Below are 26,439 nucleotides of genomic sequence, written 5' to 3' on the forward strand. Positions count from 1 at the left end.
TATGGGTTTCTTACAAAATTTAGACAACGAAGATAAGCTCTTAATAGGCGTAGGATTGCTCTCTGCCGGATTATTAGGAATTCTGTGGTGGAGAAAGAAAAAAGCCGAACAGGAAGTTAGCCAATTACCTATTGAGGAACCCTCAGAAACGACATCGATTCCAAAAGTGGCTACACCACCAATATCAAAACCTAAACCTCAAAATACACTTAACAGATCACTGCCATTAAAAAATGGTTCTCGTGGAAATGAAGTACAAGAGCTTCAAAGAAAATTAGGTGTAGAAGCTGACGGTATTTTCGGTTCAAAAACTGAAACTGCCTTATTGAAAGCCAAAGGTGTAAAATCCATCACATTGAACCAATTTGACGGCAAAACGAGCTTACCAATTAAACAAGCCGCTAAAGTGGTAACTACAATAAAAATTCCAAAGCCAGGACAAAAGTTGATGGCTATAAAAGATGACTTTAACATTTTCAAAGCAGCACAAAATGCAGATGGTACCTACACCAACACCGGTGCATCAGGAACATTCTCAACTTTTAATTATGGTGAAGAAGTTGGAATTTTTAAAGTAGCAAGAAATAACGGCCAATACCTTATTGAACGTGAGGGTAAACTTTATTTTGTTACCGGTACTAATGTAAAAGCCTATTAAATGAACACAAACACTAAACTTATTCTGTTGTTTGCGCAATTGGCAATTTCAATGATGCTTTTATCCGACAATGAGTCAAAAACAACAGAACCTCGAAAAGTAACACTATGATAGATTTTGTGTATAAAAATGCCGGAACGTTTTTGGTTTCAATGGCAAGAAACGGTATAAACACACCAATACGTATTTATCATTTCTTAGGCCAAACCGCTCACGAAACCAATGGGTTTACACGATTTGAAGAAAGCCTGAATTACAGTGCAGCTTCACTTAAAGTCAAATTTACTGCTTTTAGTTCCAATCCTGGACTAGCTGATAAATACGGTAGAACAACAAAACAAAAAGCCAATCAGATAATGATTGCCAACATTGCTTACGCAAATAGAATGGGTAATGGTTCGGTGAATAGTGGCGACGGTTGGAAATTTAGAGGGCGTGGACTGATCCATTTAACCGGACGTGCCAATTATGAAGCCTACAAAAAATACTCCGGCATCGATGTGGTATCAAATCCGGAATTAGCCTCAAGATTGGATATAGCTATCGATATAGCATGTTGGTTTTGGTCAAAAAACAAGCTCAATACTTATGCAGACAGAAACGACAGCACAGGACTAACCAAAATCATAAATGGTGGTTCAAACGGATTGAAAGACCGGATTTCTAAAACAAATTACTTCAAGGAAACAAAAGTTTCCATTGATGTTTTGAAAAAAAAAAATCAAGCCAGTCATTAAAATCAACATTGCTAATTGGCTCACTAATAACTCTAGCAACTGGAATCTATTTCATCAAATTCCAACACAACTAACCAAAAAATCAAAATTCAATGTATAATCTAATCGCTAAACTTATGAGTTGGTATGAGCATCATAAGATTGACATAAACGACATTACAGGACTCATTGTAACAATTGTCCTCGGCAACTTTATCAAAATTTACCGCGAGCCGGAAAACCCGAACAAATGGAGATTCTCACGTTTCATCAGCGAACTTTTACTTTCTTCTTTAATCGCATTTACCTTCTACAAAGCAAACGACCTGTGGTTACATCTACCTTATCTTTTTACCATGATTCTATGCGTTTGGTTCGGCTCGCTTTCTTCCAAAATATTTGACGAGATGGACAACTTAATTTCCTGGGCATTTGAAACTGTAAAAGCCTATTTCAATAAAAAGTTTTTAACTCCATTTATTGCCATAACTGCTGGTATGTTGTTAATCGGTTGCAAAGGATCGCAACCGGTTGCAACCAAACAAAACCAACAAATTAATACCGAAATTTCAAATCATAATCTAAGAAGCGAGATTATTAAAAACCAAGCAATAATCGATAGTTTAAAGATTAGCATTGGTGAAATTAAAACTTCAAAACCAGAATGTGATAGTATAACTCAGGCGGCAATTAAAGAATTACTCAATCGGTTGAATACCAAGAAAATTTCAGGTAACAACTCATTCGGAGCTTATTATGATACACTCAAAAATGAAATCGTAATGTATGCCAACATTGCAGCCACACAGAATGAAAAGATAAAGGAATTAGAATGGAAACTAAGCAGAAAAGAACAAATTACTAATGAAACCAAACCTTTAAAATACATCCCAAAAGAAGTGAAAGTGCTTGCTTTTTTTGGACTACTCCTACTTCTCTACTTTCTCTACACAATCTTAAAACCATTAATCTTATGGGTTGGAAAACGATCGCTGCCATTGCCTTAGCAGGAGCTTCAATAACGGCTTTATATGTAAAAAACAAAGTCGATAGAATGACCAAGCAGTTCGAAAACATTCAAATCATTCCGGTAGGCTTCCGAGGCTTAAAATTAAAATGGAACAATGGATTTCCTTTACTTGAGTTCAAAGTTGATTTCAAGTTGACTAATCCACAACCTGAGCCGTTTGATTTGAATGGATTCATCGCTAAGCTTCAACGAATTATCATATATGATGGAAAAGGAAAACCTCTTGGGGTAAGCACACCGAATTTAGGCCGGTTAACTATTCCAGGAAACGGAACTTCAACTTTGCCTAACGTACCATTTACAGTTGATGCAACACAACTTCTTAAAAACATAGTCGACTACAAAAACATTAATTTATCAAACTTCAAGTTTGAAGGAATCATTTCAATTTTAGGAACAGAACACAAGATTTAATTATGAATCTCAATCAGAAATTTAATTCACTTCATGGAACCATAGTTTCTCGTAAAACTTTGGAAAAGCTTTTAGAGAAAGCCGACAAAGAAAAATACACTCATATTTCAACACGGATTATAAGAATACTTGAAACCTATCCTGATGATCGTTTTTTGATTGAGATTGCTAGTCTAGTAGAACCTTATGGTTTGAATGGCGTAGAAATGGAAATGCTGGATATTGATGAACTCAATGAACCTGAGAATGAAACCGGATTAAACGGAATCCCTCAGGCTGATATTTATGATTTGATCACTAAGAAAATAATTAAAGATTTTGAAAATGATCACAATTGGGAAAGCGGTATCAATGACACTTTTGATGATGATAGTTTTTTAACTGCTTTCAATTTTAAAACTAAAAAACCTTACCGTGGTATCAATCAACTTTTATTGGGTGATATATTGGGAACTGGAAAATTGAAAAACCCCTATTATTTGACATTTAACCAAGTAAAGGAATTAAAAGGAACGGTAAAAAAAGGGGCAAAATCACACGATGCGATTTTCTACACCATCATATACAGATACAAAGACTTCAAAACTACAGATCGCCAAAAGTTCATTGACTATTTAAAAACTACAGGAAAATTCAAAACGGAAGAAATTCCTGCCGCTGTTGCTTTGAACGGATATGGTATAATCAGAATATATAATGTTTTTAATGGTTTTGATATTGACGGAATTGATTTTAAACTCGATCAGTTAAAACCAAAACCATCAAAAGATGATGACAAAATTGACATAGCTGATAAGATCATCGAAAGGTACCCTGCTCCAGCTCCGGCTATAAAATACGGAGGTAAACAGCCATTTTATGAACGAATAAGAGACTTTGTTCAAATGCCAAAAAAGACTTCATTTAATGATATTCGAATCTTCTATGCAGTTATGTTTCACGAGCTTGTTCATAGTACCGGCTCAACGAATCGATTAAACCGTGAAAAAGGCGCAAAATTCGGAGATAATAAATATGCTTTCGAGGAATTAGTTGCCGAAATCGGAGCTTGTTTTCTTTCGGCCACTTGTGGTTTTCTTTATTATGTAAACAAAAATGCCAACTCATATATTAAAGGTTGGAGACAGGGAATCATTGCCGAATTAAAAGAAGATAATAAAGGAATTTTTAAAGCTGCAGCTTTGGCACAAAAAGCGGTCGATTTTATGCTTACAAATATCACTGAAAAGGATTTTGAAGCATCAGAAACTCTTTCGATAAAAAAAACTGATTCACAAAAGAAAAATTCAGTACACAAAAAAAATACTATCAAAGCATTACCAAAAACCATCATTGCAAAAAGAAAACAAAAACAACTTTCCCTTTTTGATCCTGGATTGAAATCCCCAGCAACCAAAAAAACAAAAGAAGCTCTTCAACCAATTTCTACAAATCCAAAAGTTCAAAAAATAGGAGCTTCCAACAATCATAAATCGGAATATTTCAAAGTTTCCGGTGAAGAAGGTAAATTTTTACAAGCAGTAGAAAGAAAACCAATACATAGCGTAGTCATAACAATGGATGGCCAACAAGGAGCAGGAAAAACAACGACGTTGTACAAGTTCATGAACTCATTTGCTGAACCCGGTAACAAATGCCTTTTTATTTCAGGTGAAGAGCATCCATCAAGTGATTTGGCTAAGGATAAAGTCAAAAAATACCTATCCAATTCAGCACAACAAAACATCGATAGCATTGGTGAATTAGAAAGCCAGGAAGAATTGTACAAACTGATTTCTCCTTACGAAATCATTTTCATTGATAGTTGGCAAAAACTTCAACGAATGGTGGGTAACATCCGTCTTGATGAAGATTTGAGAAAGAGATTCAATGGAAAAGTTTTTGTGATCATTTTCCAACAAACCACTACTGGAAGAACCAAAGGTGGAGCTGAAGTTGTTTTTGATGGTGATATTATCATTAAAATGATTAAAGAGGCAAAGTTCTCCGAAAACTACGCCTATTTCGATAAAAACAGATATACCAAAGTTCCTATCGAAACCATACGCTACAATATTGCATCCGGAAAGAATTACAATCCTGAACAGCCGCAAGAATCTAAATCGTCCAAATTTTCTTTTTCAGTCAATTAACCATGAAAACCAACAAATCAAATACAAATAAATGAGTCAATTAAAAAAAGAAACTTTTAAAACCCCAGACGGAAAACCTCTTACAATTTCAAGAAATGAGTTAATTAAAACTTCTCAATCATCAATAAAGTTGTGGCAATCTTTAGAGAAGGAAAAAGGTTGGAAAATTCAAGCTAAGAAAGAGTTAGCTTTTTGGCGTTTTATGTTAAAACAAGCAACAATACAAAAAGAGAAAACTAGTTTAAAAGCACCTGCAAGTAAGGGTTTAACAACACTTTGCGCGATGAATGTGGGTGTTACCGGTCGTCGCAAAAAAGATGGAACGCAAAAGAAAGGATATGTTGCTAAAAAAGGGGGCAAACTTGTAAAGAAATCAACCAAAACAAGAAAAGTAAAATTGTAAATCATTATGCCAAAAATCCATTTTATAAAAGAAGAGAACGGCAACGTAGTTATTAGAAAAACGGCTTCGAATGAGATAATTACTTCACTTTCTCCAACTCAAATAGTTCAAACCAGTTTGGACAATTCAAATTGCATCATCATCAAAAGCTTCTTGGCCAACGAAACTGAAAAAGGAATCGTTATTAATTATAAAGATATTGATGTTTCTTTGTGTGTTCCACCCATTTTTGCAAACAATCGCAATTCTGTTTTAGAAGCATTAAAAAAAGATTTTTTTTTTAGCCTAAGTGGTCAACAAATAATCTTTGTTGATCATATAGGGCAAATTCCCGAAGTTGGTAAAGAACAAACTCTTTACGTTACAAATCTTGAAAAGAAGATTGGATATTGGCACAAACACACTGAGGAATACCGATGGTTTGAACAAATCGAATATTATTACACACGGAATGACTTTCCTCCGCAAGGTGTAATTGGGAACTTGTATCTTGAATTAGCCACTTTTAAACTGTACTTTTATTTTGGTGATTACTATGAATTTAAGTCAGGATTACAAAATTTAGAAAACACTATCATTTCCCCTACAGAAGTAATCCGCACTTTCTATTTTGATATGCCATTTGGTTGGAACAACCGAGTTGATTTACAATTACCATTTGGAGATATTTCAGGAATCACAACATTAAAATTAACTTCCAATGAGTCCTATGGAAGCCTTAATAAACAGTTTTCATTTGAAAGTAATATCAATCTTAATCAACTCAATTACTACAAAACCAAGAACGGTCCTGTACTATCAAGCGACATTTTGAATGAATTGGGAATTGGAGAAGCTACAGTTAAATTGGATCCGACTACTGGAATGAAGCAAATTACAATTCCAATCATTAAACGAGTAGAAAGAGCTATCAATTCATTGAAACTGGAAGTAAAATTTGAAAACCCTAAAGCATTCAACAATTATATTCAAAGCTTCTTGGATGTAATGTCGATTTCTTCCAATTATAGTTCAACAACACCTTTTGTTCCTTTAAATTATGAAACTGTTGGCTATTTGCAATCAGGACAACGAAGCAATAAATTATACAAACAACTTATAGTTGATCCTAATACAGGTACTTTATTGCAATCCAATCAAAATTATTGCCTTACTCAAATCAGTAAAAAGATAATAACTAATGTAAATGACCCTATTAATTCAAGATACATTGGTATAGAGAATGAAATCACAAACCATCTTAATGTAGTTGACCCAACCCCAAACACACCCTCAAAATCGGTATTTTCAAACACAATCATAGCTACTTATGAAAAGTTGAAAATCATAAGCGGGAAGCTATTTTGTACAGATAACAATATTCGGATATTTTTTAAATATGTTACAATTAACTCAGGAACTCTCACTCATTATGGTAGTCCGGCATTAATTGCTCAATTTGATCTTGTGAAAGGATGGAATGATTTACTATTCCAGGACACTTTAGATTTTGATGCTGGGCCGGCAACATTCATTATAATTGAAGTGCAATCATTAGCCCAATCAACTAGAAATGTAATTATACATGGTGGTTTAAGCTGTCTAAATTAAAAAGCCTGCAATATGCAGGCTTTTTGATTACTACTATTTTTCTAACCTATTTCGATTTACGATTTGTTTCCAATATTCGTTTTCTATACATAGTCAAATGTTTAGGGCTATCATCAGAAAGTAATTTTTCAGCTTCAACTTTCTCAATTACTTTTTCTGAGGCATCAATTTTATTATTAAACACCTGGATACCTGTAATTGTTTGTTTTCCTTTATAAAAAGTTTTTCTATAGCTAAGCTTAAACCCACTATCTGTAACAATCTTTAATATTTCAGCCACTAAATGTTGAAAATCTTTTTGCGACGAAAATGTCAAATCATCAACAAATCTTGTATAGGTAATATCATTTTCTTCACAAAGCTTTATTAACAAATAATCGGTTTTAAGAAAGACAATATTAGCAATATGTGTACTAGTAGGAGTTCCTTGAGGCAATTCCCCTTTCCAAGTAACAAACCTCATAATATAATATGCAAATTGCTTATTAAAATTTAAATCTAAAAAAGCTTGATGTATTAACGCAGGTTTGACAGATGGAAAAAATTCTTTCAAATCTGTTGTAAGCACATACTTTTTACCTTGATGCTCTTTTGCATTAGTTATATTACTTTTTTTCTTCCTCCCCCCATGAATATTTTTAGGTAGCTCTATTTTTTCAAGAACTCTTGATTTTATTCTTATTTGTAGTTCCTCAAGTTTTGGCTTAGAAGGCCGAATAAATCTCTTTTTTATGGTTCCATCTTTATAAGTTGCTGGTAATCCAGTATTTTTATCTTGCTTAATAATCTCCCATTCGTTATACAATCCATCTATGGACTCTATGATTTTTTTTAAATCTGAATCTGAAAAACCTATAATTGACGGAAAATGTAATAACTCATTTGACTTTGAAGAACTCATTAACTAATGATTTAACAGAAGGATTAATAAGTTCGAAAGCCTTTCTTTTTTCCGGCTTTACATCATCGCCATTTAAAGATAAGAAAAACAATATTGGTAAAGGAACATCTAATTTCTCACTAATTTTTTTTAAAGTCGATAAATTAGGCTCTTTATAATTATTCTCAATTTGAGAAAGATAAGTTTGAGTAATATCACAAGAAGTAGCAAACTCATTTTGAGTTTGCCCTCTCTGTTTTCTAATATTTCTTATTGTAGTACCTAAGTCCATAATTTTGTATTCTGGAAAAATTTAAAGAGGTGACGGAATCGACAAAATGCAAACTTGATTTCATGGCTTTTAATTATCTGGTTAAAAATTCATTAATTAACTTGACAATATCAGTAATTTCAATCTGATAATGCTTATCTGTCAAGCCCTTCTTCGTTTTTAATCCATCCAACTTAACTATTGCTTCGTTTAATAAATTTACATCAGTTTCCGAAAGAGAACACTGGTTCATTGCAATGGTTTTTAAAATTTCAATTAAACCATTGATGTTTCTAAGTCTTTTTAATCTAGACATAAGCAAAATTTTTTTAAAAGTTATTGGGACAATATTGATCCCTGCTTAAATTTTGTCAATAGCCAATAACTGAATACGTAAACAATGTTCTCTATACACCGCTTCAAAATTCCTGCTTATTTTTTCAAAAAAAGATTTTACAAAAAAGCAAAATAAATCTGACTTAAAATCATTTTCTCTTTTCTCCCTTTAATCATTCATCACTTATGGCTTAAAGCGGTCGATACCCTTTTAGGGGATAAGCTTTACCGGATAAGGCGGCGATATCCTTTTAGGGGATAAACGTTGACGTGATAAGGCGGTAGAGGATGATTCCTGCCAAAACCCTTACGGGTGTTTAACTTAGTAGTTAAACAAAAAAATCTCTATTCAATTATTACTTTAGAAACACTTTTCAAAGAACTTATACTGCAAATATACTAAATATAACTGACAGTTAATAAAATTAAGTGAAATATTTTTAATAAATTTCTCAAGTGATTAAAAATCAATACATTAAAATTTAAAAAACTACCCAAAAACTTTAACTTTCAAAACAGCTTCTTCGATAGTTGTCAATATTGTTGGGTCAATATAATGGTTTTCCAAAACTTGCACTGTTGAGTGTGATGTTAATTTGCCTGTATCTTTACCCATTACATGATTTACCCAACTTATATAAGTTTTTCTCAGATTTTTCAAGCTAACCTCTTTATTTACGCCTGCTCCTTTTCGATAATGAGTAAACGAGCGCGACAAATTAGTTTTAATAGTATCTGAGCTAACATCTCTATCTGGAAACAAAATATAATCCGATGTATGTTTTTTGTCATTGTAGCCCATTGTATTCAATAAATCCATTAAATCTGTATTAATAGGGATATGCTTGAATTGTGAAGCACTGCTTTTTCCTTTTGCGTTATTTGATCGAACAACCTTCAAATTTTGAATTTTGAAAAATCGTACATCATTTTCAGTAATTAAAATATCAGACCACTTTAGATCAACCACTTCCTCTCTTCTTCCTCCAGTCAATAGAAACAATCGAAAACCATCTTTCAGATATGGTTGATACATACTTCTATTTCGTGTATTTTTCTTACCCCAAGGTAAAATTGGATTGAAGTTATCCACCGCCTTTAGAATACTATCAAATTCATTTTTAGTCAATGTCTCGTTATCTGACTTTTGAACTGATTTTGATACGTAGGTTTCAAAAGGATTTTTCATTTCAATCTCTTCTACATTGATCAAGAAATCAAAAAAAGATTTCAAACCACTCATACATTTATTGAATGTAGATGGACTATAATGTGTTTCTGCCCAGGAATAAAAATTGGCCACATGGTTTTGAGATACCTTTTCAATCCTCATCTGCTTGATATCGTCTGTTTTTTCTAAAGTCTCAGAAAACAGTCTACAAAAACGAATCGCTTCGTCTCTATGGCCTTTAGATACTATTTTTCTTCTATGTACGTATTCATGCTCACCCGATAAATATTCATTGTATTTTTCAATTGCACTTGTAACAGTATAGTTTTTGGGCTTTTCAATACTTGCCTGAGCTTCGTAGGGATTGAATCCATTTTCCAAAAGTTGTAAAAGTTTCTTACGAAGGCCTTCAATTGCTTTGGTCCTTTCTTTTAAGGTTTTAAATCGATTAACGCCCAAATAAACATTTTTTTGTCTTGTCAATTTTCCATCGATGGGATTTCTGAAAGAATAGTACACATACCATCTCACTGACAAATCATCATTTGCCGTATAAATCTTAGGTTCAGAATATTGTTTTTTAAAACTCAAATCGTGTTCGTTTCCGTGTTCTTTTAGTAAAAGTAGTGAAAGTTTAGACATAAAAAAAGCGGTTTTAAATTGCTTTAAAACCGCATAAAATCTGTCTTTTCTGATTTTTCAACCTAGTAGCGAGGACGGGAGTTGAACCCGTGACCTCAGGGTTATGAATCCTGCGCTCTAACCGACTGAGCTACCTCGCCATTATTCATTTGTAGTGCATCTCTCAATGCGGGTGCAAATATAGCACTAAATTCGTTTGTTCCAAATTTATTTTAAGAAAAATATTTATTTCCATTTTTATTTTTTTTTCAAAACTTAATTCTATATATTTCCCAAAAAATAACAATACATGGATAGCAAAATACGTTATGAATTAGAATTTCCTATTCACTCTTCGCCGCAACTTTTATATCAATATATTTCAACTCCATCAGGACTTCAAGAATGGTTTGCAGATAATGTGAATTCTCGCGGGGAGTTTTTCACCTTTATATGGGATGATTCGCAAGAGAAAGCTCGTTTATATTCAAAGAAAACTGGAGAAAAGATAAAGTTCAAATGGGTTGATGACGACAACAAAGACACTGAATATTACTTTGAATTGCGAATATTAGAAGACGATATCACTAAGGATGTTTCATTAATGGTAGTAGATTTCGCCGAAAGAGACGATCTAGAAGAAGCAAAAATGCTTTGGGAAAATCAGGTATCCGACCTCAAACATGTAATCGGTTCTATCTAGGAATTCCAATTTTTAAAACTTAAATTTGTCCCGCCTTGTTCTAAAAACGAGTCGGGATTTTTTTATGCAAACACATTCTTTACAAACCAACAGAGGTTTTTTATTCGGTGATGCCGTTTTTGAAACAGTAAAAATTTTAGACAATAAAATTCTTTTTTCAGAAGATCATTACTTCAGATTAATGGCTTCTATGCGTATTTTAAGAATGGAAATCCCTATGAATTTCACTTTGGAATTATTTGAAGAAAGCCTACTTTCCATGGCCAGAAATGAACATTTGGAAAATTCAGCAAGAGCCCGAATCACCGTGTTCAGAAAAGACGGAGGCTTATACCTTCCTAAAACCAATGAAATAGATTATATTATTTCTGTTTCCAATTTAGAAAATCCTACATATACTTTTGAAAAAAAAACGTATGAAGTAGACATCTACAAGGATTTTTACATCTCCAAACAACTCCTTTCCACTTTAAAAACCACCAATAAGGCGCTCCACATCACTGGAAGTATTTTTGCAGATGAAAACGGATTGGATAATTGCATCTTACTTAACGATGACCGAAATGCAACAGAAGCACTCAATGGAAACATTTTCATGCTTAAGGACAGTGTTTTAAGTACCCCACCAATCTCCGAAGGCTGTTTGAACGGAATTATGCGCAGACAAATTCTAGCCATTGCTAAAACAGTTGAAGGAATTGAAGTGAAAGAAGAAGCCATATCTCCTTTCGACCTACAAAAGGCCGACGAATTATTCATCACCAACGTTATTAAAGGAATTCAGCCCATCACAAAATACCGCAAAAAAGAGTTCAACACCACTTTATCCGAAAGTTTGCTTCAAAAACTAAACACCAAAATACGATTAGGCTAATTATAAATAGGATTTTCAGGTGCGTTTGCCCAAATTAGGTATTCCCCACCTTGTTCTTTAATTTTTTCTTTCCAAAAATCGGTTGGAGATTTTGCAATAATTTTATTGCGAAGTTCGTTTTCCGAAATAATCCAAGAATTGGATTCCAATTCACTTTGTAATTGCTCAGCATCCCAACCCGAATACCCTAAAAAGAATCGAATATTATTGCGTCCCACTTTTCCGTCGTTGATTAAGTTCTTGGTCAGCTCAAAATCACCACCCCAATAAATCCCTTCTGCAATTTCAATACTACCAGGAATCAACTGTGGAACGTTGTGAATAAAATAGAGATTGTCCTGCTCAATGGGTCCTCCATTATAAATTTTAAATGTAGCGCTAATTTCAGGAATCAATTCATGTAAGGTATACCCCAAAGGTTTGTTAAGTATAAACCCAACCGAACCATCTTCATTGTGGTCTGCAAGCAAAACCACCGATCTGTTAAAAGATAAGTCTCCCGTGATAGAAGGTTCTGCTACAAGCAAGTTTCCTTTTTTTGGTTTTACAGCTATCATAACACTAATTTTTAGACTTAAATTTAACAAAATTTTTACGGATGCTCCAAATAAAATCGTTAAATAGTATAAAAAAAGCCACGCAATGCGTGGCTTTTATAATTTATCCAGAAAGTATTATTTATTTACTGCTCCTTCTAATTCAGCACCTGCTTTGAATTTTACTACATTTTTAGCAGCAATCTTGATAGTCTTACCTGTTTGAGGGTTTCTTCCTTCTCTTGCAGCTCTTTTAGAAACTGACCAAGATCCAAATCCTACTAAAGATACTCTACCACCTTTTTTCAAAGTACCTTCAACATTGTCTAAGAATGATTCTAAAGCTAGTTTAGCAGCAGCTTTTGTAATACCTGCATGTGCAGCCATAGCATCGATTAAATCTGATTTGTTCATAATAATTGTTATTAATGATTGGTTAATACTAATTGTTAGTCTTACAAATTTAATAGGATTTCCTTACTACACAACACCTTAGCGTTATTTTTGCTAATTTTGTTAATAACTTCGATTTTTTGTTGATAAAACCTCGCTATTCATCGATAAAACGTAAATTTTTCTCATTTTTTTCAAGAATTAGTAGGCCTTAGCGCTGTCAGAAAAAGTCATTCCGTTTAGCAATTCATGAATTTTCATTCTCTTTTTACCCGGAAACTGTATAGATACCACATCTAGAAAACCTCCGTTTACAGCAATTTTCATTTCCTTCTTTGTTGTTATCACTCTCCCAGCCTCATATTCATGCGCTTCAATCTCTTTCTTTACATCATATATTTTAACATTCCAATCCTCATTTCCATCGTTAAAATTACAATAAGCTGCTGGGTAAGGAGACAATCCTCTAATCAAATTATAAACTGCATCTATAGACTTTGAAAAATCAATTTTGCAATTTTCTCTATCCAACTTATACGCTGTTTTTATATCTGGCGAATCCTGCTGAATGGTCGTAACAACACCTCCTTCAGAAATCCTATCCAATGTCTCTAAAACTGCTTCACAGCCAATATTTATTAATCGATCATGCAATTCACCTGCTGTTTCAGCTGGATCAATCGCAGTTTCCTTATTTAAAATCATTGCCCCGGTGTCAATTTTATCATCAATAAAGAAAGTTGTCACTCCAGTTTTAACTTCTCCATTAATAATTGCCCAATTAATTGGAGCAGCACCTCGATACTCTGGCAACAATGACGCATGCAAATTAAAAGTTCCGAATTTAGGCATGGCCCATACCGCTTTCGGCAACATTCTAAAAGCTACAACCACCTGCAGGTTCGCATTTAAAGAGGCTAATTCTGCCAAAAAGTCCTCGTTTTTCAAATTGGTGGGCTGTAATAAACGTAACCCTTTTTCTAACGCGTATTCTTTAACCGCCGAATATTTAATTTTCTGCCCTCTACCAGCCGGTTTATCTGCTGCAGTAATAACTCCTACCACCTCATGTTTTCCTTCTTTCACAATAGCATCAAGAATCCCAACAGCAAATTCTGGGGTTCCCATAAAAACAATTCTTAATTTTTCCATTATTTATTTAATGTAAACTGATTTTTTAAATTCATCGAAACAATCTGGTATTCCAACATTTGTTGCAATACTGCTAAAACTTCTTTTTCTTCTATTTGAACCATAGTTACGATCTCTCTTGAAGTCATTGGCTTTTCGCTCAAAATATTCCGAATAGTATTCGAAACATCTTCTTTATTGACTTTGACTTTATTCTTTGAAACACAATACGAACAAACACCGCATTCATTCGCTATTGTTTCTCCAAAATAATTCAATAAAAAAACACTCTTACATGATTTTTCATCAAGCACGTAATCAATAACCGATGCCAATTGTGATTTCTTTACTTCGTTCTGTTTTTCAAGGTATTTGGCTACACGATTTATGGTTCTTTCGTCTTCTCTAACTTCCAAAAAAACAATTTTGGATTCGTTTTGATTTGCGAAATAATCAATGATTTGTAACTGAGCCAACTTCTCGAGCAAAGTTACTACTTTAGCTTCGGTTACATTCGCCTTTTTCGCGACAAAAGAAGTGTTAATATTTACTTGAAGATCAAAAACTCCGGGATATGCTCGTAAAATTGTACCTAAAACAGGTTCATCCTCTGGGTTCAGACTAATATACCGAATAACTTCTTTTGATTCTGTTAGAAATTGTACTTGTGCTTTTTCTGAATATTCATTGGATAAAGAAATAATCCCTTGACGATCCAAAAATTGTAATGCATTAAAAACTTTAATGACCGGCATTTGATACTTGACACAAAACTGATTCAGACTAAACGAAAATTCATCATTAATCCCTTCCCCATAAGCAATTTGAAAGTAATTACATAACTTCACATAAACTTGCTTTAAAAAAGAAACATCTGGCAAAACCGAAATAAATTGACTTTCGGCACGAACGGTATCTTGAGGAGAAAACATTAAAACACCAAACGCCTTTTCCCCATTACGCCCTGCCCTACCAGCTTCTTGATAATAACTCTCTAGATTCTCTGGCAAATTAACATGGAGTACCGTCTTTACATCTGGCTTATCTATACCCATTCCAAATGCACTGGTTGCCACCATTACCTGCGCTTCATTTTTCATCCATTTCCCCATATTCGCTTCTTTCTCTTTTTGAGGAAGCCCACCATGGTAAAAAGTAGCTTTAAAACCCATTTGATTCAGTTTTTCAGCATATTCATGACAACCTTTTCTGTTTCGGACATATACAATGGAAGATTGCGGATTTTTTCTAAGGATTTGTTGCATTTTATAAAGCTTATCTTCCGCCTTTATAACATGGTAGCCTAAATTCTCTCGTGCAAAAGATTGCTTAAACGTTTGAGGGTTTTCTAAAGCCAATAAATCGATAATATCTTTTTGAACCTGCGGAGTAGCTGAAGCCGTTAAGGCTATAAAAGGTATTTTAGGGAAATGTGTTTTGAGATTTTTAATTTTTAAGTAGGAAGGCCTGAAATCATGCCCCCATTGCGAAACACAGTGCGCCTCATCAATGGCAATGAGAGAAATCGGAAGCCCTTTTATCCGCTCCAAAACCCATTCCTGTTCCAAACGTTCAGGAGAAAGATACAAAAACTTATAATTACCAAATTGACAATTATCCAACAACTGAATTAACTCGTCCGATTTTATACTTCCAGTTAATGCAATCGCCTTAATATTCCGGTTTTGCAATTGGGCGACTTGATCTTTCATCAAAGCAACCAAAGGAGAAATAACCAAACATATTCCATTGAAAACCATTCCAGGCACCTGAAAACACAGTGATTTACCACCTCCGGTTGGCATCAACCCGAAAGTGTCATTTTTATCTAAAACAGACTGAATAATATCTTCTTGAACTGGTCTGAATCCATCATAACCCCAATATTTGTCAAGAATTTGTAATGCTTGTTGCATTCTGAGAGTTTATAGTTTACGGAAGCAAGTTAAGTAATTTCATTTTTAACTCACAAACCATGACTATAACATTATTTTAAGTGATCTAAAATATAAAGTACTCTATCATCAACCGTTCCAATAGGAACTTCGATTAGAGCATATCCATATTTAGCATAGGTTTCTTTTAAATGATCGTAGATAATTTTAGCTTGCTCAAAATTTTCATAGCGCGCCTCATCACTTTCGTAAATTTCTTCCCACGGTGGTAGGACAAATACTTTAGTGTAACGACTTTCATGACAGGTATGATCGAAATGATCAGGATAATCATCACCAATAAAATGCATGTAAGCCAAAATATCCGGAATGCCTCTATCGATAAAAACAAGATTACTTTCTTCTTGCAAAGCATTTTGGAATTGCTTTATTCTTCCATCGAGCAACATTTGACTAAACAAAAGAGGTTCTGTCAAGAAAAGCTGATCAACACCTTGTCTTTTGGCCTCTAAAGTTACTTCGCGTGAAATTTCAGGATAACATGAGTATCCCTTTTCGACTAACGCATCGATAATGGTTGATTTACCAGTTCCCGGTCCTCCGGTGATAACAATTACTTCTTTTTTCAAAACCCGAATTTCAAGGTGCAAACTTAAATAAACTATTTGGTTTTTGAAAATTGAATTAAAATATTAGCATTTCAATTTTACTTCTCTTCCTTTCTAATTTCAAAAAACGTATATTTGCGTTTATTTTAATGCGGAAGATGGATAAAAAGACTACCGAATTTTATATTCGTTTAAAAGAAGAATTAAATAGTGTTAACAAAGTTTGGCCTTCAAAATATTTATATAAATTTATAGTTCCAACAGATAAAGAAAAAATCGATACTGTGGAAAAAGCTTTTGACAGGATGGGCGCTATTATAGATACACGTCAATCAAAAAATGGCAAATTTACCAGTATTTCGGTAGATGTCGTAATGCCAAATGCAGACGAAATTATTAAAAAATACCAGGAAGTTTCGACAATTGAAGGTATAATCTCATTATAGATGGTTACAAAATATACAAAAGAAAACGCCAGTGATGTTGTGGAATTTTTAGAATACAATTCTGAAAGAAAACCACTTATCATTCCTGAATATGGCCGTCATTTACAAAAGCTAATAGATCAAGCTGTTGCCCTTGAAGATCGTGAAGAGCGAAACAAACTGGCTAAATACATCATATCTGTAATGGGTAGCATGAATCCTCATTTGCGTGATGTTCCAGATTTTCAGCATAAGCTATGGGATCAGATATTTATCATGGCTAATTTTGAATTAGACGTAGACTCTCCGTATCCCATTCCATCAAAAGAAGTCTTACAGCTAAAGCCTGACCCTTTACAATATCCACAAAATTTCCCGAAGTATCGTTTCTACGGAAACAACATTACTTACATGATCGAAAAGGCCAATCAATGGGAGGATGGGGAAATGAAACAAGCGTTAGTTCGTGTGATCGCAAACCATATGAAAAAATCATACTTAAGCTGGAATAAAGACACCGTTACAGACGCTGTTATATTTGAGCACCTTTATGAACTTTCAGATGGAAAGCTAAATCTAATGAGCACCACGGAAGAACTTTCCAATACACATGACTTAATGCGTACCAACAAACGCATGTCGAACAAAATACAGAATAACACAGGAGGAAAACCAAAATTCATTCCTAAAAACAATGGTAAAAAACCATTCAATAAAAATAACAATCAGAAATAAGTCAAAAAGCAAAGGCAATTACAACGTAAAGCCTAAAACTTTTAAAAAAATAGTATATGGGTACTTTTAAAATCGAAGGAGGAAAACCCTTAAAAGGGAATGTACAACCGCAAGGAGCAAAAAATGAGGCATTACAAGTATTATGCCCAGTTTTATTGACTTCAGAAAAAGTCAGAATTACAAATATTCCCGACATCATTGATGTAAACAAACTAATCGTCCTTTTAGGAAATCTTGGGGTTAAAATCCAAAAAAATGGCCCTGGAGATTATACTTTTCAGGCAGACGAAGTAAATATCGATTATTTAAAAACAGAAGCTTTCAAAAAAGAAGGTGGTAGCTTAAGAGGCTCCATCATGATTGTAGGACCACTTTTAGCTCGTTTCGGCTGTGGTTATATTCCAAAACCAGGTGGAGACAAAATTGGTCGTCGTCGTTTGGACACTCATTTTGAAGGCTTTATCAACCTAGGTGCAAAATTCAGATACGAAAGAGAAGATCATTTTTACGGAGTCGAAATTGATGGTCGTTTACAAGGTAGCTACATGTTACTCGATGAAGCATCAGTTACAGGAACAGCAAATATCGTAATGGCTGCAGTTCTTGCTGAAGGAACCACCACGATTTACAATGCTGCTTGCGAACCGTATCTTCAGCAATTATGCAAAATGCTAAATTCAATGGGAGCCAAAATTACTGGTGTTGGCTCTAACCTATTAACTATCGAAGGGGTTGAAAAACTAGGCGGTTGTGAGCATAGAATTTTACCCGACATGATTGAAATCGGATCATGGATTGGTTTAGCTGCAATGACTCGAAGCGAAATCACAATCAAAAATGTATCGTGGGAAAATCTGGGTGTAATTCCTAATGTATTCAGAAAATTAGGGATTACTTTAGAAAAGAAAGGAGATGATATTTATATTCCGGCTCACAAAGACGGCTATGAAATCAAAACCGATATTGACGGATCTATCCTTACCGTTGCCGATGCACCATGGCCAGGATTCACTCCGGATTTATTAAGTATTGTCTTAGTAGTAGCCACTCAAGCAAAAGGTGATGTATTGATTCATCAAAAAATGTTTGAAAGCCGTTTATTTTTCGTCGATAAATTAATTGACATGGGAGCTAAGATTATGTTATGTGACCCTCATAGAGCTGTGGTTATGGGACATAATTTCCAATCTCAGTTAAAAGCAACAACCATGAGTTCACCTGATATCAGAGCTGGTATTTCTTTATTAATTGCTGCTTTGACCGCAAAAGGAACTAGCACTATTCAAAACATTGAACAAATCGACCGTGGTTATGAACGTATCGACGAGCGTTTACGTGCCTTAGGCGCTAACATTGTCAGAGCATAACCGTAAAAAATACATTGATTATCAATTCCAAATTCCAATTAGTAAACTACTGGGATTTGGAATTTTTTTTTAACGAAACTTCTATGGAAACCTATATCATTGTTTTACTTTGTTCTGCTTCATTTATAGCTGGCTTTATCGACGCGATTGCAGGTGGAGGCGGTCTAATTCAAACCCCTGTAGCCTTAATCCTATTACCGCATCAACCGGTTGCCAATCTAATGGGATCGCTCAAAATCCCTGGATTTACCGGAACAGGAATTGCCTCAATACACTATTTAAAAGAAGTAGATATGAATTGGAAATTACTGCTAACCATGGCTTTCTTTTCCTGCATAGCTGCATTTGGAGGGAGTTACGTCTTAACTATTGTAAACAATGACTTTATGAAACCTTTATTATTTACAGTTTTAATAGGAGTGGCTATTTATACATTCTTAAAGAAAGACTTTGGAAATCATAAGCCCAAGAACATTAGTTATCAAAAATCGGTTGTTTCAGGCATCTTGATAAGCATCTTAATCGGGTTTTACGATGGTTTTATTGGACCGGGCACTGGAAGTTTCCTTATGCTCGCCTTTATTTCTATTTTAGGTTTTGATTTCTTACACGCTTCTGCCAATGCTAAATTAGTGAACCTCGCTTCCAATTTAGGTTCTTTAACATTATTCATCTCCAAAGGAAAAATTATCTGGCTTATTGCCATCCCGATGGCCTTCTGCAATGGATTAGGTGGATGGCTGGGCGCCAAATTAGCAATCAAAAAAGGGAATGCTTTTATCCGAATGTTTTTCTTGTTTGTTGTCGTAGGCACATTATTCAGACTGAGCTACGATATTTTTTTCAAAAATTAAACCAAAGATTGAATTGCCAAATCATAACTAAGCAAACCAAAGCCGATTATTACCCCTTTTGCATTGGGTGAAATAAAGGATTGATGACGAAATGTTTCTCTTGAAAAAGTATTTGAAATATGAACTTCAATTACAGGAGTAGTAATTGCTTTGATACAATCTCCTATCCCTATTGAAGTATGAGTATAAGCACCCGCATTTAAAACAATACCGTCATAACTAAAACCTACTTCTTGAAGTTTATTAATCAATTCTCCTTCAATATTACTTTGATAGTATTCCAATTGCAGATTGGAATACTTTGATTGCAAATCACCAAAATAACTTTCAAAATTCAGATTACCATAAATTTCAGGTTCTCGTTTCCCAAGTAAATTCAAATTGGGTCCGTTAAGGATTAGGATTTTCATGCGGTTGATTTTTGGTAAAAATAAAAAAACCATTCTTGAAGGAATGGTTTTTTTATTTTTATTTTTTTTATTGAACTCTTGTTGGCTCAATTGTTATAACATAATTTCCAGAATTATAATCCCTAGTAATATAATCATTACCATTTTGACCAGTTATAACTTTATCAGCAAAATTTACAATCACATCTCCTAAAATATCATTTCCTTCAGTTTTTGTTATTTGAGTTGAATGCAAAATTGATTCCTCTAAAGACGCTCCAAATTTAAGACCAGTTTTAACTTTTTGACCTAATGCAACATCAATATTAAAATTAGTAGCAAACTTAACATTTCTAGAATCTGTAATTACTGTTGTTTCCGTTAAATCAACCTCCTCTACTTGTATTTTTATACTAGTTGCGTACTCATCAAGTTCCCAATTAAATATTGGTATATTAACATCTAATGTCTTAAAACCTACAGATTCCAACTTAAAATACTTTGTTGGTTTCCCAAAAAGATAAACACTAGAATATTTCAGATCAAAAATATCATTTGGCATAACATTCATAAATTTTATAATCTCTAGACCAACTCCATTTTTTGCGTTCACAATTGTGCGAATTTTAAATTCAAAATTTCCCCCAGACCAATGAGAACTACTTATAAAATAGCTTTCAACATATCTTGGATCTCCAGTTTGATCTGCAATTTTATTATACATCGGAACAGTTGGTCCATATAAAGTAAAACTTTTAATAGACTCTTGGAAATCGTATTTAAAATTTCCATTTGGAGAAGAAGGAGTAATATCATAATAAATATAATCCCTTTGCCAACCATCAATATTGTTATAAATTGTGTATGCAGACTTTAATTTTGAATCCAAAAATTGACCATTTACAGTTCTAGCCACTATATTTTTTTTTCTATCAAAACAGTCATCAAGAAATTTAAAACTTACCCCACTACTAACTTTCACCTCTCTGGTTTTAAGAGATTTGTATTTAGAAAAATTCTTTATAAAAACAACTCTTTCATTCCCTTTTAAAACAATTACTGGAAAATCAGGAACATACTTTGATTCTAAAACAAACTGTTCATCAACACCAAAAACAGGAACATTATTAGTATTCGACAATCTAACCGCAACTTTAGGCACTTGGTTTGTCACATCCCATTTTGAAGCAGAGAATGAGTTATTTGGCAAAGTTGGAACCAAAATTGTTAAATCAGGAAATGAATTTTTAATTTCACTGACAACCTCATCATTTGAAACTATAGACTGCAAATTTTCTTCGACAGTTAAACCATTATCTAATGGCAAATCTAGAATCTGTAATAATAAAATTTCAGTATCATTATCGAATTGTTCCAGCGCTTTTAATCTAATCAGATTTCTAAAACTTTCGTTTTCATTCAATAATATTGCAAATGCTTTAGCTAATTCTTTTTTGGAATTTGACTTTACATCAAATAAAGAATCTAATTCATTACTTTTTTGATTATAAGACGTTTGATCAGTTTCACACGAATTAAAGAATAAAATAGCCGAAAAGGCAAAAATTAATTTTCTCATTATTTTAACATGTTTACTTTTTTGCAAAAGTAAGAAAATTAAAACAAAAAAAACGATAACAACTGTCCCACTGAGTTTTTAACATCGGTATTTTGGGGAATTTTGACTGTAAACCATGGAATTAGTGTTCAAAATTCTGATTTCCGTAAATTTCAGGTTCACCTTCCCCCGCATATTCAAATTAGATCCATTCAGGATTAGGATTTTCATGCGGTTGATTTTTGGTAAAAATAAAAAAACCATTCCGAAAACGAAATGGCTTTTTACAGTAATATTCAGTAATTAGAAAGAAAAACCAACAGACAACTGTCCAACTGAGTTTTTAACATCGGCATTTTTAGAAATTTCTGTCAAACCTAAAACATATCTTCCCTGAATAAAAAACTTTTCAGTCAGATTAAAGGTCAAACCACCAACAGCAGCAAAATCCAATTCATTGATATCTGTATCGAAATCAACATCTTTAGACAATAAGTACGAAAATTGAGGTCCTAAATCAAGACTTACAGTTTTTCCCATGTGTACTCTTGCCAAAACCGGAATCGAAATATACCCCAATTTTGCCTTTACCTCTTCCGATAAATTATCATACGAGGCACCTTGCGTGGAATACATAACTTCAGGTTGGAGGGATAACTTCTCTCCTAATTTAATCTGAGCCATCAATCCTGCATGGTAGCTCGTTATTGCATCGGTTTGCAAATCTGATCCTGAAAAATTGGCATAATTAAGTCCTGCCTTAACTCCAACTTTTAACAACTGTGCATGACCTAAAGTTGAAAATAAAACAACAAAAAGTCCACTTAAAATTAGCTTCTTCATATACTATAGTTTCTTAATTTATAACGAAAATAATGCCAAATTAGTGTTATTTGCAAATACAACACCAGTCAAGCCTTGAAAAACAAGGTTAATAACTCTTTTTTTTACTTCAAAACACTCATTATTATAGTGTATTTTTCTTTAAATTTTTATCACCAATTTTAGTTATTTTATCGACCAAAGACCAATAAATCCGATGATTAACAATATTAATCAAAATTGTTAATAACTTTAAAATCTGCAACTTAACAACGTAGCAAATTTTAGTATTTTCACCGTACAAATTTTAATACAAAATAGACTATGAAAAAATTATTATTAACTGCTGCTGCAGTATTTGCATTCAGTTTTGCAAATGCACAAGAAACAAAATTCGGGGTTAAAGCTGGTTTGAACATGGCTGACCTTGGTGGTGATGACGCAGACGGAATTGATTCTAAAATATCTTTTCACGTTGGTGGTTTCGCTGAAATCAAATTATCTGATAAATTCGCTTTCCAACCAGAGTTAGTATACTCTGCTCAAGGTGGTAAACTTGATGGAGGTACTTACAACTTCGATTACCTTAACATTCCTTTAATGGCTAAATTCTATGCTACAGAACAATTCAGCATTGAAGCAGGACCACAAGTTGGTTTCTTAATGTCAGGTAAAGTTAAACCAGATTCTGGAGACAGTATTGATGTTAAAGACGAATTAAAATCGACTGATTTCGGTTTAAACCTTGGTCTAGGTTACAACTTCACTGAAAACATTTCAGCTGGTTTAAGATATAACTTAGGTTTATCTCAAGTTGTTGATGCAGATAACGTAGATGTTAAAAACAATGTTTTCTCATTATCAGTAGGATATAAATTCTAATAGTTAATCCAACTATAAAAAACCTCCCTTTATGGGAGGTTTTTTTTTACCTTTTAATGAGTTCGTCGATATTTTTAACAGATCAACGAAAAACCATTAATAGAAAAAGGAAAGCAATTGTATTTAATTATTTTTACGAAAATTTTAAAACTAAACATACTATGAAAAAATTATTACTTAGTGTAGCTGCTGTATTTGCTTTTGGTTTCGCAAATGCGCAAGAAACAAAATTTGGAATCAAAGCAGGTTTAAATTTAGCTGACTGGTCAGGTGATAGCACTGACGGTATCGATTCAAGAATAGCTTTCCATGTTGGTGGTTTCGCTGAATTTAAATTATCCGAGAAGTTTGCCGTACAACCTGAATTATTGTACTCATCTCAAGGTGGAAAAGCAGATGCGGCTACATTGAATGTTGATTACATCAATATTCCGGTAATGGCTAAATTTTATGCTGCTGAGAAATTTAGTATCGAGGCTGGTCCTCAAGTAGGTTTCTTAATGTCTGCCAAAATAAAGCCGGATTCAGGTGAAGACCAAGATGTGAAAGACCAATTAAAATCAACAGATTTTGGTGTAAACCTTGGATTAGGATACGACTTTACTGAAAATATTTCAGCCAACTTAAGATACAACTTAGGTCTATCTCAAGTAATCGATGCAGATGGTACAGATGCAAAAAACAACGTATTTTCTTTATCAGTAGGATACAAATTCTAATTGACAATCGAATTACTAAAACCTCCTCAATCAGGAGGTTTTTTATTTAAAAAACAATCTAAATGAAATCATTTTTTATCACAATCATCTGCTTAGTGTCATTCAATTCAACCTACTCCCAAAAAACAACTTTCGGATTAAAAGGAGGCATAAACTTAGCCAATTTTACAGGAGATAACGACGGATCAAATTCAAGAGTAGGCTTACAAGCCGGATTTTACACTGAATTCAAAATGACAGACAAATTTGCCATTCAACCTGAAATTCTGTACTCCATTCAAGGAGCCAGTAATAAAGGAACTACAATAGCAGAAGGCTATAACGTTAATTACAAAGCAAAATTCAATTTAGGCTACATCAACATTCCTATAATGGGAAAATACTATACTTCTGACAAATTCACTATAGAATTCGGACCTCAGATTGGGTTCTTAACCAGCGCTAAACTTAAAACAGATATCACAATTATTGAAACAGGACAAACCGGAAGTTCAACAGATGATGTTAAAGAATTCTTTAAAGGAATCGATTTTGGATTAAACTTCGGATTGGGATATCAATTATCGGATAAAATAGGTACTAATTTGCGATACAATGCCGGTTTAGCTAATATTGCCGATACGGATGACGGCAGTAAAATCCAAAATAGCGTGTTTTCGCTTTCTGTAAACCTTAAATTATAAAAAATAAATCATTGACAATCAGGCTGTGAGAAATTACATAAAAAAAACAAAGGGTAATGCTTCCAAGAAATCAAAATTTATATAATTTTGCAGTCAAATTCAAAAATAAAATCATGAAAAAATTAGTATTAACTGTTGCTGCAGTTTTCGCTTTTGGTTTTGCAAATGCACAAGAAACAAAATTTGGTGTTAAAGGTGGTTTAAACTTAGCTGATTGGTCAGGAGATGATGCTGACGGAATTGATTCTAAAGTAGGATTCCACATTGGTGGTTTCGCTGAAATCAAATTGTCTGACAAATTCGCATTACAACCGGAATTATTATATTCTGCTCAAGGTGGTAAAGCTGATGGAGCTAAAGTAAATGTTGATTACATTAACATCCCTGTTATGGCAAAATTCTATGCTACTGAGCAATTCAGCATTGAAGCTGGACCACAAGTTGGTTTCTTAATGTCAGGTAAAATCAAACCAGATTCTGGAGATGATATCGATATTAAAGATCAATTAAAATCTACTGATTTCGGTGTTAACCTTGGTTTAGGTTACAACTTTACTGAAAATGTTTCAGCTGGTTTAAGATACAACTTAGGTTTATCTAACATTGTTGATGCTGACGGTGCAGACATTAAGAACAATGTTTTCTCTTTATCAGTAGGATACAAATTCTAATAAAAAACAGCAAAAGTCCCGCTTCAAAAAAAGCGGGATTTTTTTGTGCTTATTTTTTCCTAAATTGTCTACATGAATTGGCAAAGCTATATTAAAAATTATCAATCGTACTTGAAGATTGAAAGAGGACTTTCACAGAACTCGATAACGAACTACGCTTTGGACATTGAGAAACTTTGTCACTACCTGGCAACTAATAACATCAATGTTTCGCCTATTCAAATCAACGAACAAATCCTACAAGAATTCATCTACGATGCTTCAAAAAGTATCAATCCTCGAAGTCAAGCTCGATTAATTTCAGGATTAAAGAGTTTTTTCAATTACTTGATTTTTGAAGATTACCGTGAAAACAACCCACTGGAATTAATCGAAGCGCCACGTTTAGGCAGAAAGTTACCGGATACACTTAATATCAACGACATTGACAATCTAATTAGCGCTATTGATTTATCTTCCAACGAAGGAGAACGAAACCGCGCCATGTTAGAAACTCTTTATGGTTGTGGCTTGCGTGTTTCAGAATTAGTAAACTTAAAGATATCCGACTTATTTTTTGATGAAGGTTTTATCAAAATTACCGGAAAAGGGAATAAACAACGTTTTGTTCCTATTAGTCAATTGACTCAAAAATACATCACGATTTACAAAAATGAAATCCGTCCGTTAGTTCCTGTGCAGAAAGAATTTGGAGATACTTTATTTTTAAACCGAAGAGGGAAACAACTCACTAGGGCGATGATTTTCACCATTATCAAAGATTTGGCCAAAAAAATCAATCTCAACAAAACAATCAGTCCACATACTTTCCGACATTCGTTTGCCACCCATTTGTTGGAAAATGGCGCGGATTTAAGATCAATCCAACTCATGCTGGGCCATGAATCGATAACTACAACGGAAATTTATATGCATGTTGACCGAACACATCTCAATCAGGTTATGCAAACTTTCCATCCGAGAAACCAATAA

The 26,439-nt window shown here is 33.7% G+C and carries 30 protein-coding genes and 1 tRNA gene; 18 read left to right on the forward strand and 13 right to left on the reverse strand.

Features of this window, described 5'->3' with window-relative positions; genetic code table 11:
• Position 1: 1 nt before the first annotated feature.
• From ACS8MM_RS09435 to ACS8MM_RS09465, 7 genes are all read left to right on the forward strand, one after another.
• Complete coding sequence (locus tag ACS8MM_RS09435) at positions 2-658, forward strand: peptidoglycan-binding domain-containing protein (RefSeq protein WP_379715800.1); 657 nt, start codon at positions 2-4, stop codon at positions 656-658.
• A 107-nt stretch (positions 659-765) separates the two neighbouring features.
• Entirely contained in the window at positions 766-1,395 is a 630-nt protein-coding gene (locus tag ACS8MM_RS09440) for a glycoside hydrolase family 19 protein (RefSeq protein ID WP_379715803.1), read from the forward strand.
• A gap of 92 nt (positions 1,396-1,487) precedes the next feature.
• Complete coding sequence (locus ACS8MM_RS09445; RefSeq protein ID WP_379715806.1) at positions 1,488-2,381, forward strand: hypothetical protein; 894 nt, start codon at positions 1,488-1,490, stop codon at positions 2,379-2,381.
• Positions 2,348-2,818, forward strand: coding sequence for a hypothetical protein (locus ACS8MM_RS09450; RefSeq protein ID WP_379715809.1), 471 nt, complete (start codon positions 2,348-2,350; stop codon positions 2,816-2,818). Before ACS8MM_RS09445 ends, ACS8MM_RS09450 begins: the two co-directional genes overlap by 34 nt.
• 2 nt (positions 2,819-2,820) lie before the next feature.
• Complete coding sequence (locus ACS8MM_RS09455; protein ID WP_379715812.1) at positions 2,821-4,950, forward strand: zincin-like metallopeptidase domain-containing protein; 2,130 nt, start codon at positions 2,821-2,823, stop codon at positions 4,948-4,950.
• A 31-nt stretch (positions 4,951-4,981) separates the two neighbouring features.
• Positions 4,982-5,353 carry a hypothetical protein gene (locus ACS8MM_RS09460; protein ID WP_379715815.1) on the forward strand — a complete coding sequence of 124 codons (372 nt, stop codon included), beginning with the start codon at positions 4,982-4,984 and terminating at the stop codon, positions 5,351-5,353.
• Positions 5,354-5,359: 6 nt separating this feature from the next.
• On the forward strand, positions 5,360-6,943 hold the full coding sequence (locus tag ACS8MM_RS09465; RefSeq protein WP_379715818.1) for a hypothetical protein: 1,584 nt from the start codon (positions 5,360-5,362) through the stop codon (positions 6,941-6,943).
• 46 nt (positions 6,944-6,989) lie between these two features.
• Here the strand turns inward: ACS8MM_RS09465 and ACS8MM_RS09470 are convergent, their stop codons facing one another.
• The 5 genes from ACS8MM_RS09470 to ACS8MM_RS09490 form a co-directional block, all read right to left on the reverse strand.
• A complete protein-coding gene (locus tag ACS8MM_RS09470) occupies positions 6,990-7,844 on the reverse strand; it encodes a reverse transcriptase family protein (RefSeq protein WP_379715821.1) in 855 nt (284 codons plus the stop codon).
• Positions 7,822-8,115, reverse strand: a complete 294-nt coding sequence (locus tag ACS8MM_RS09475) for a helix-turn-helix domain-containing protein (protein ID WP_379715824.1) — start codon at positions 8,113-8,115, stop codon at positions 7,822-7,824. Before ACS8MM_RS09475 ends, ACS8MM_RS09470 begins: the two co-directional genes overlap by 23 nt.
• Positions 8,116-8,188: 73 nt before the next feature.
• Complete coding sequence (locus ACS8MM_RS09480) at positions 8,189-8,410, reverse strand: hypothetical protein (RefSeq protein WP_379715827.1); 222 nt, start codon at positions 8,408-8,410, stop codon at positions 8,189-8,191.
• A 510-nt stretch (positions 8,411-8,920) separates the two neighbouring features.
• Positions 8,921-10,243 (reverse strand): tyrosine-type recombinase/integrase, encoded by a 1,323-nt coding sequence (locus tag ACS8MM_RS09485; protein ID WP_379715830.1) that lies wholly within the window; start codon positions 10,241-10,243, stop codon positions 8,921-8,923.
• A 66-nt stretch (positions 10,244-10,309) separates the two neighbouring features.
• Positions 10,310-10,383: transfer RNA gene (locus tag ACS8MM_RS09490), tRNA-Met, on the reverse strand.
• 149 nt (positions 10,384-10,532) lie between these two features.
• Here ACS8MM_RS09490 and ACS8MM_RS09495 point away from each other — a divergent pair.
• Both ACS8MM_RS09495 and ACS8MM_RS09500 read left to right on the forward strand, forming a co-directional pair.
• On the forward strand, positions 10,533-10,925 hold the full coding sequence (locus tag ACS8MM_RS09495) for an START-like domain-containing protein (protein ID WP_379715833.1): 393 nt from the start codon (positions 10,533-10,535) through the stop codon (positions 10,923-10,925).
• 64 nt (positions 10,926-10,989) lie between these two features.
• Positions 10,990-11,799, forward strand: coding sequence for an aminotransferase class IV (locus tag ACS8MM_RS09500; protein WP_379715836.1), 810 nt, complete (start codon positions 10,990-10,992; stop codon positions 11,797-11,799).
• Here ACS8MM_RS09500 and ACS8MM_RS09505 read toward each other — a convergent pair.
• From ACS8MM_RS09505 to ACS8MM_RS09525, 5 genes are all read right to left on the reverse strand, one after another.
• The gene (locus tag ACS8MM_RS09505; RefSeq protein WP_379715839.1) at positions 11,796-12,356 is read right to left on the reverse strand and encodes a YqgE/AlgH family protein; all 561 of its coding nucleotides are present in this window, start codon (positions 12,354-12,356) and stop codon (positions 11,796-11,798) included. The genes ACS8MM_RS09500 and ACS8MM_RS09505 overlap by 4 nt on opposite strands.
• Positions 12,357-12,473: 117 nt before the next feature.
• Positions 12,474-12,749 carry an HU family DNA-binding protein gene (locus tag ACS8MM_RS09510; RefSeq protein ID WP_250599076.1) on the reverse strand — a complete coding sequence of 92 codons (276 nt, stop codon included), beginning with the start codon at positions 12,747-12,749 and terminating at the stop codon, positions 12,474-12,476.
• A gap of 180 nt (positions 12,750-12,929) precedes the next feature.
• On the reverse strand, positions 12,930-13,880 hold the full coding sequence (gene fmt, locus ACS8MM_RS09515) for a methionyl-tRNA formyltransferase (protein ID WP_379715842.1): 951 nt from the start codon (positions 13,878-13,880) through the stop codon (positions 12,930-12,932).
• Complete coding sequence (locus ACS8MM_RS09520) at positions 13,880-15,775, reverse strand: RecQ family ATP-dependent DNA helicase (protein WP_379715845.1); 1,896 nt, start codon at positions 15,773-15,775, stop codon at positions 13,880-13,882. The genes fmt and ACS8MM_RS09520 overlap by 1 nt, the downstream gene beginning before the upstream one ends.
• Before the next feature lie 71 nt (positions 15,776-15,846).
• The gene (locus tag ACS8MM_RS09525) at positions 15,847-16,383 is read right to left on the reverse strand and encodes an AAA family ATPase (protein WP_379715848.1); all 537 of its coding nucleotides are present in this window, start codon (positions 16,381-16,383) and stop codon (positions 15,847-15,849) included.
• Between the two features lie 137 nt (positions 16,384-16,520).
• On the opposite strand from ACS8MM_RS09525, the gene ACS8MM_RS09530 reads away from it, so the two are divergent.
• The 4 genes from ACS8MM_RS09530 to ACS8MM_RS09545 all read left to right on the forward strand — a co-directional run bounded on the left by ACS8MM_RS09530 (position 16,521) and on the right by ACS8MM_RS09545 (position 19,743).
• The gene (locus tag ACS8MM_RS09530) at positions 16,521-16,808 is read left to right on the forward strand and encodes a DUF493 family protein (RefSeq protein ID WP_379715851.1); all 288 of its coding nucleotides are present in this window, start codon (positions 16,521-16,523) and stop codon (positions 16,806-16,808) included.
• The gene (locus tag ACS8MM_RS09535; RefSeq protein ID WP_379715854.1) at positions 16,809-17,522 is read left to right on the forward strand and encodes a DUF4290 domain-containing protein; all 714 of its coding nucleotides are present in this window, start codon (positions 16,809-16,811) and stop codon (positions 17,520-17,522) included.
• 56 nt (positions 17,523-17,578) lie between these two features.
• The gene (gene murA / locus ACS8MM_RS09540) at positions 17,579-18,889 is read left to right on the forward strand and encodes a UDP-N-acetylglucosamine 1-carboxyvinyltransferase (protein ID WP_379715857.1); all 1,311 of its coding nucleotides are present in this window, start codon (positions 17,579-17,581) and stop codon (positions 18,887-18,889) included.
• Between the two features lie 83 nt (positions 18,890-18,972).
• On the forward strand, positions 18,973-19,743 hold the full coding sequence (locus tag ACS8MM_RS09545) for a sulfite exporter TauE/SafE family protein (protein ID WP_379715860.1): 771 nt from the start codon (positions 18,973-18,975) through the stop codon (positions 19,741-19,743).
• Here ACS8MM_RS09545 and ACS8MM_RS09550 read toward each other — a convergent pair.
• The 3 genes from ACS8MM_RS09550 to ACS8MM_RS09560 form a co-directional block, all read right to left on the reverse strand.
• Positions 19,740-20,153, reverse strand: a complete 414-nt coding sequence (locus ACS8MM_RS09550; protein WP_379715863.1) for a type II 3-dehydroquinate dehydratase — start codon at positions 20,151-20,153, stop codon at positions 19,740-19,742. The genes ACS8MM_RS09545 and ACS8MM_RS09550 overlap by 4 nt on opposite strands.
• Positions 20,154-20,220: 67 nt before the next feature.
• Positions 20,221-21,711: a hypothetical protein gene (locus ACS8MM_RS09555; RefSeq protein ID WP_379715866.1), complete on the reverse strand. Its 1,491-nt coding sequence runs from the start codon at positions 21,709-21,711 to the stop codon at positions 20,221-20,223.
• Between the two features lie 282 nt (positions 21,712-21,993).
• Positions 21,994-22,533, reverse strand: a complete 540-nt coding sequence (locus ACS8MM_RS09560) for a porin family protein (RefSeq protein WP_379715869.1) — start codon at positions 22,531-22,533, stop codon at positions 21,994-21,996.
• A gap of 303 nt (positions 22,534-22,836) precedes the next feature.
• Between ACS8MM_RS09560 and ACS8MM_RS09565 the strand changes: the two genes are divergently transcribed.
• The 5 genes from ACS8MM_RS09565 to xerD all read left to right on the forward strand — a co-directional run bounded on the left by ACS8MM_RS09565 (position 22,837) and on the right by xerD (position 26,439).
• Positions 22,837-23,394, forward strand: a complete 558-nt coding sequence (locus ACS8MM_RS09565) for a porin family protein (RefSeq protein ID WP_379715872.1) — start codon at positions 22,837-22,839, stop codon at positions 23,392-23,394.
• Positions 23,395-23,555: 161 nt separating this feature from the next.
• Positions 23,556-24,113 (forward strand): porin family protein, encoded by a 558-nt coding sequence (locus ACS8MM_RS09570; protein ID WP_379715875.1) that lies wholly within the window; start codon positions 23,556-23,558, stop codon positions 24,111-24,113.
• Positions 24,114-24,175: 62 nt separating this feature from the next.
• Entirely contained in the window at positions 24,176-24,796 is a 621-nt protein-coding gene (locus ACS8MM_RS09575) for a porin family protein (protein ID WP_379715879.1), read from the forward strand.
• A 113-nt stretch (positions 24,797-24,909) separates the two neighbouring features.
• Entirely contained in the window at positions 24,910-25,467 is a 558-nt protein-coding gene (locus ACS8MM_RS09580; RefSeq protein WP_379715882.1) for a porin family protein, read from the forward strand.
• A gap of 72 nt (positions 25,468-25,539) precedes the next feature.
• Positions 25,540-26,439: a site-specific tyrosine recombinase XerD gene (gene xerD / locus ACS8MM_RS09585; protein ID WP_379715885.1), complete on the forward strand. Its 900-nt coding sequence runs from the start codon at positions 25,540-25,542 to the stop codon at positions 26,437-26,439.

The organism is Flavobacterium sp. MAHUQ-57 (assembly GCF_051908335.1).
In the GTDB taxonomy this organism is placed as follows: Bacteria; Bacteroidota; Bacteroidia; order Flavobacteriales; family Flavobacteriaceae; genus Flavobacterium.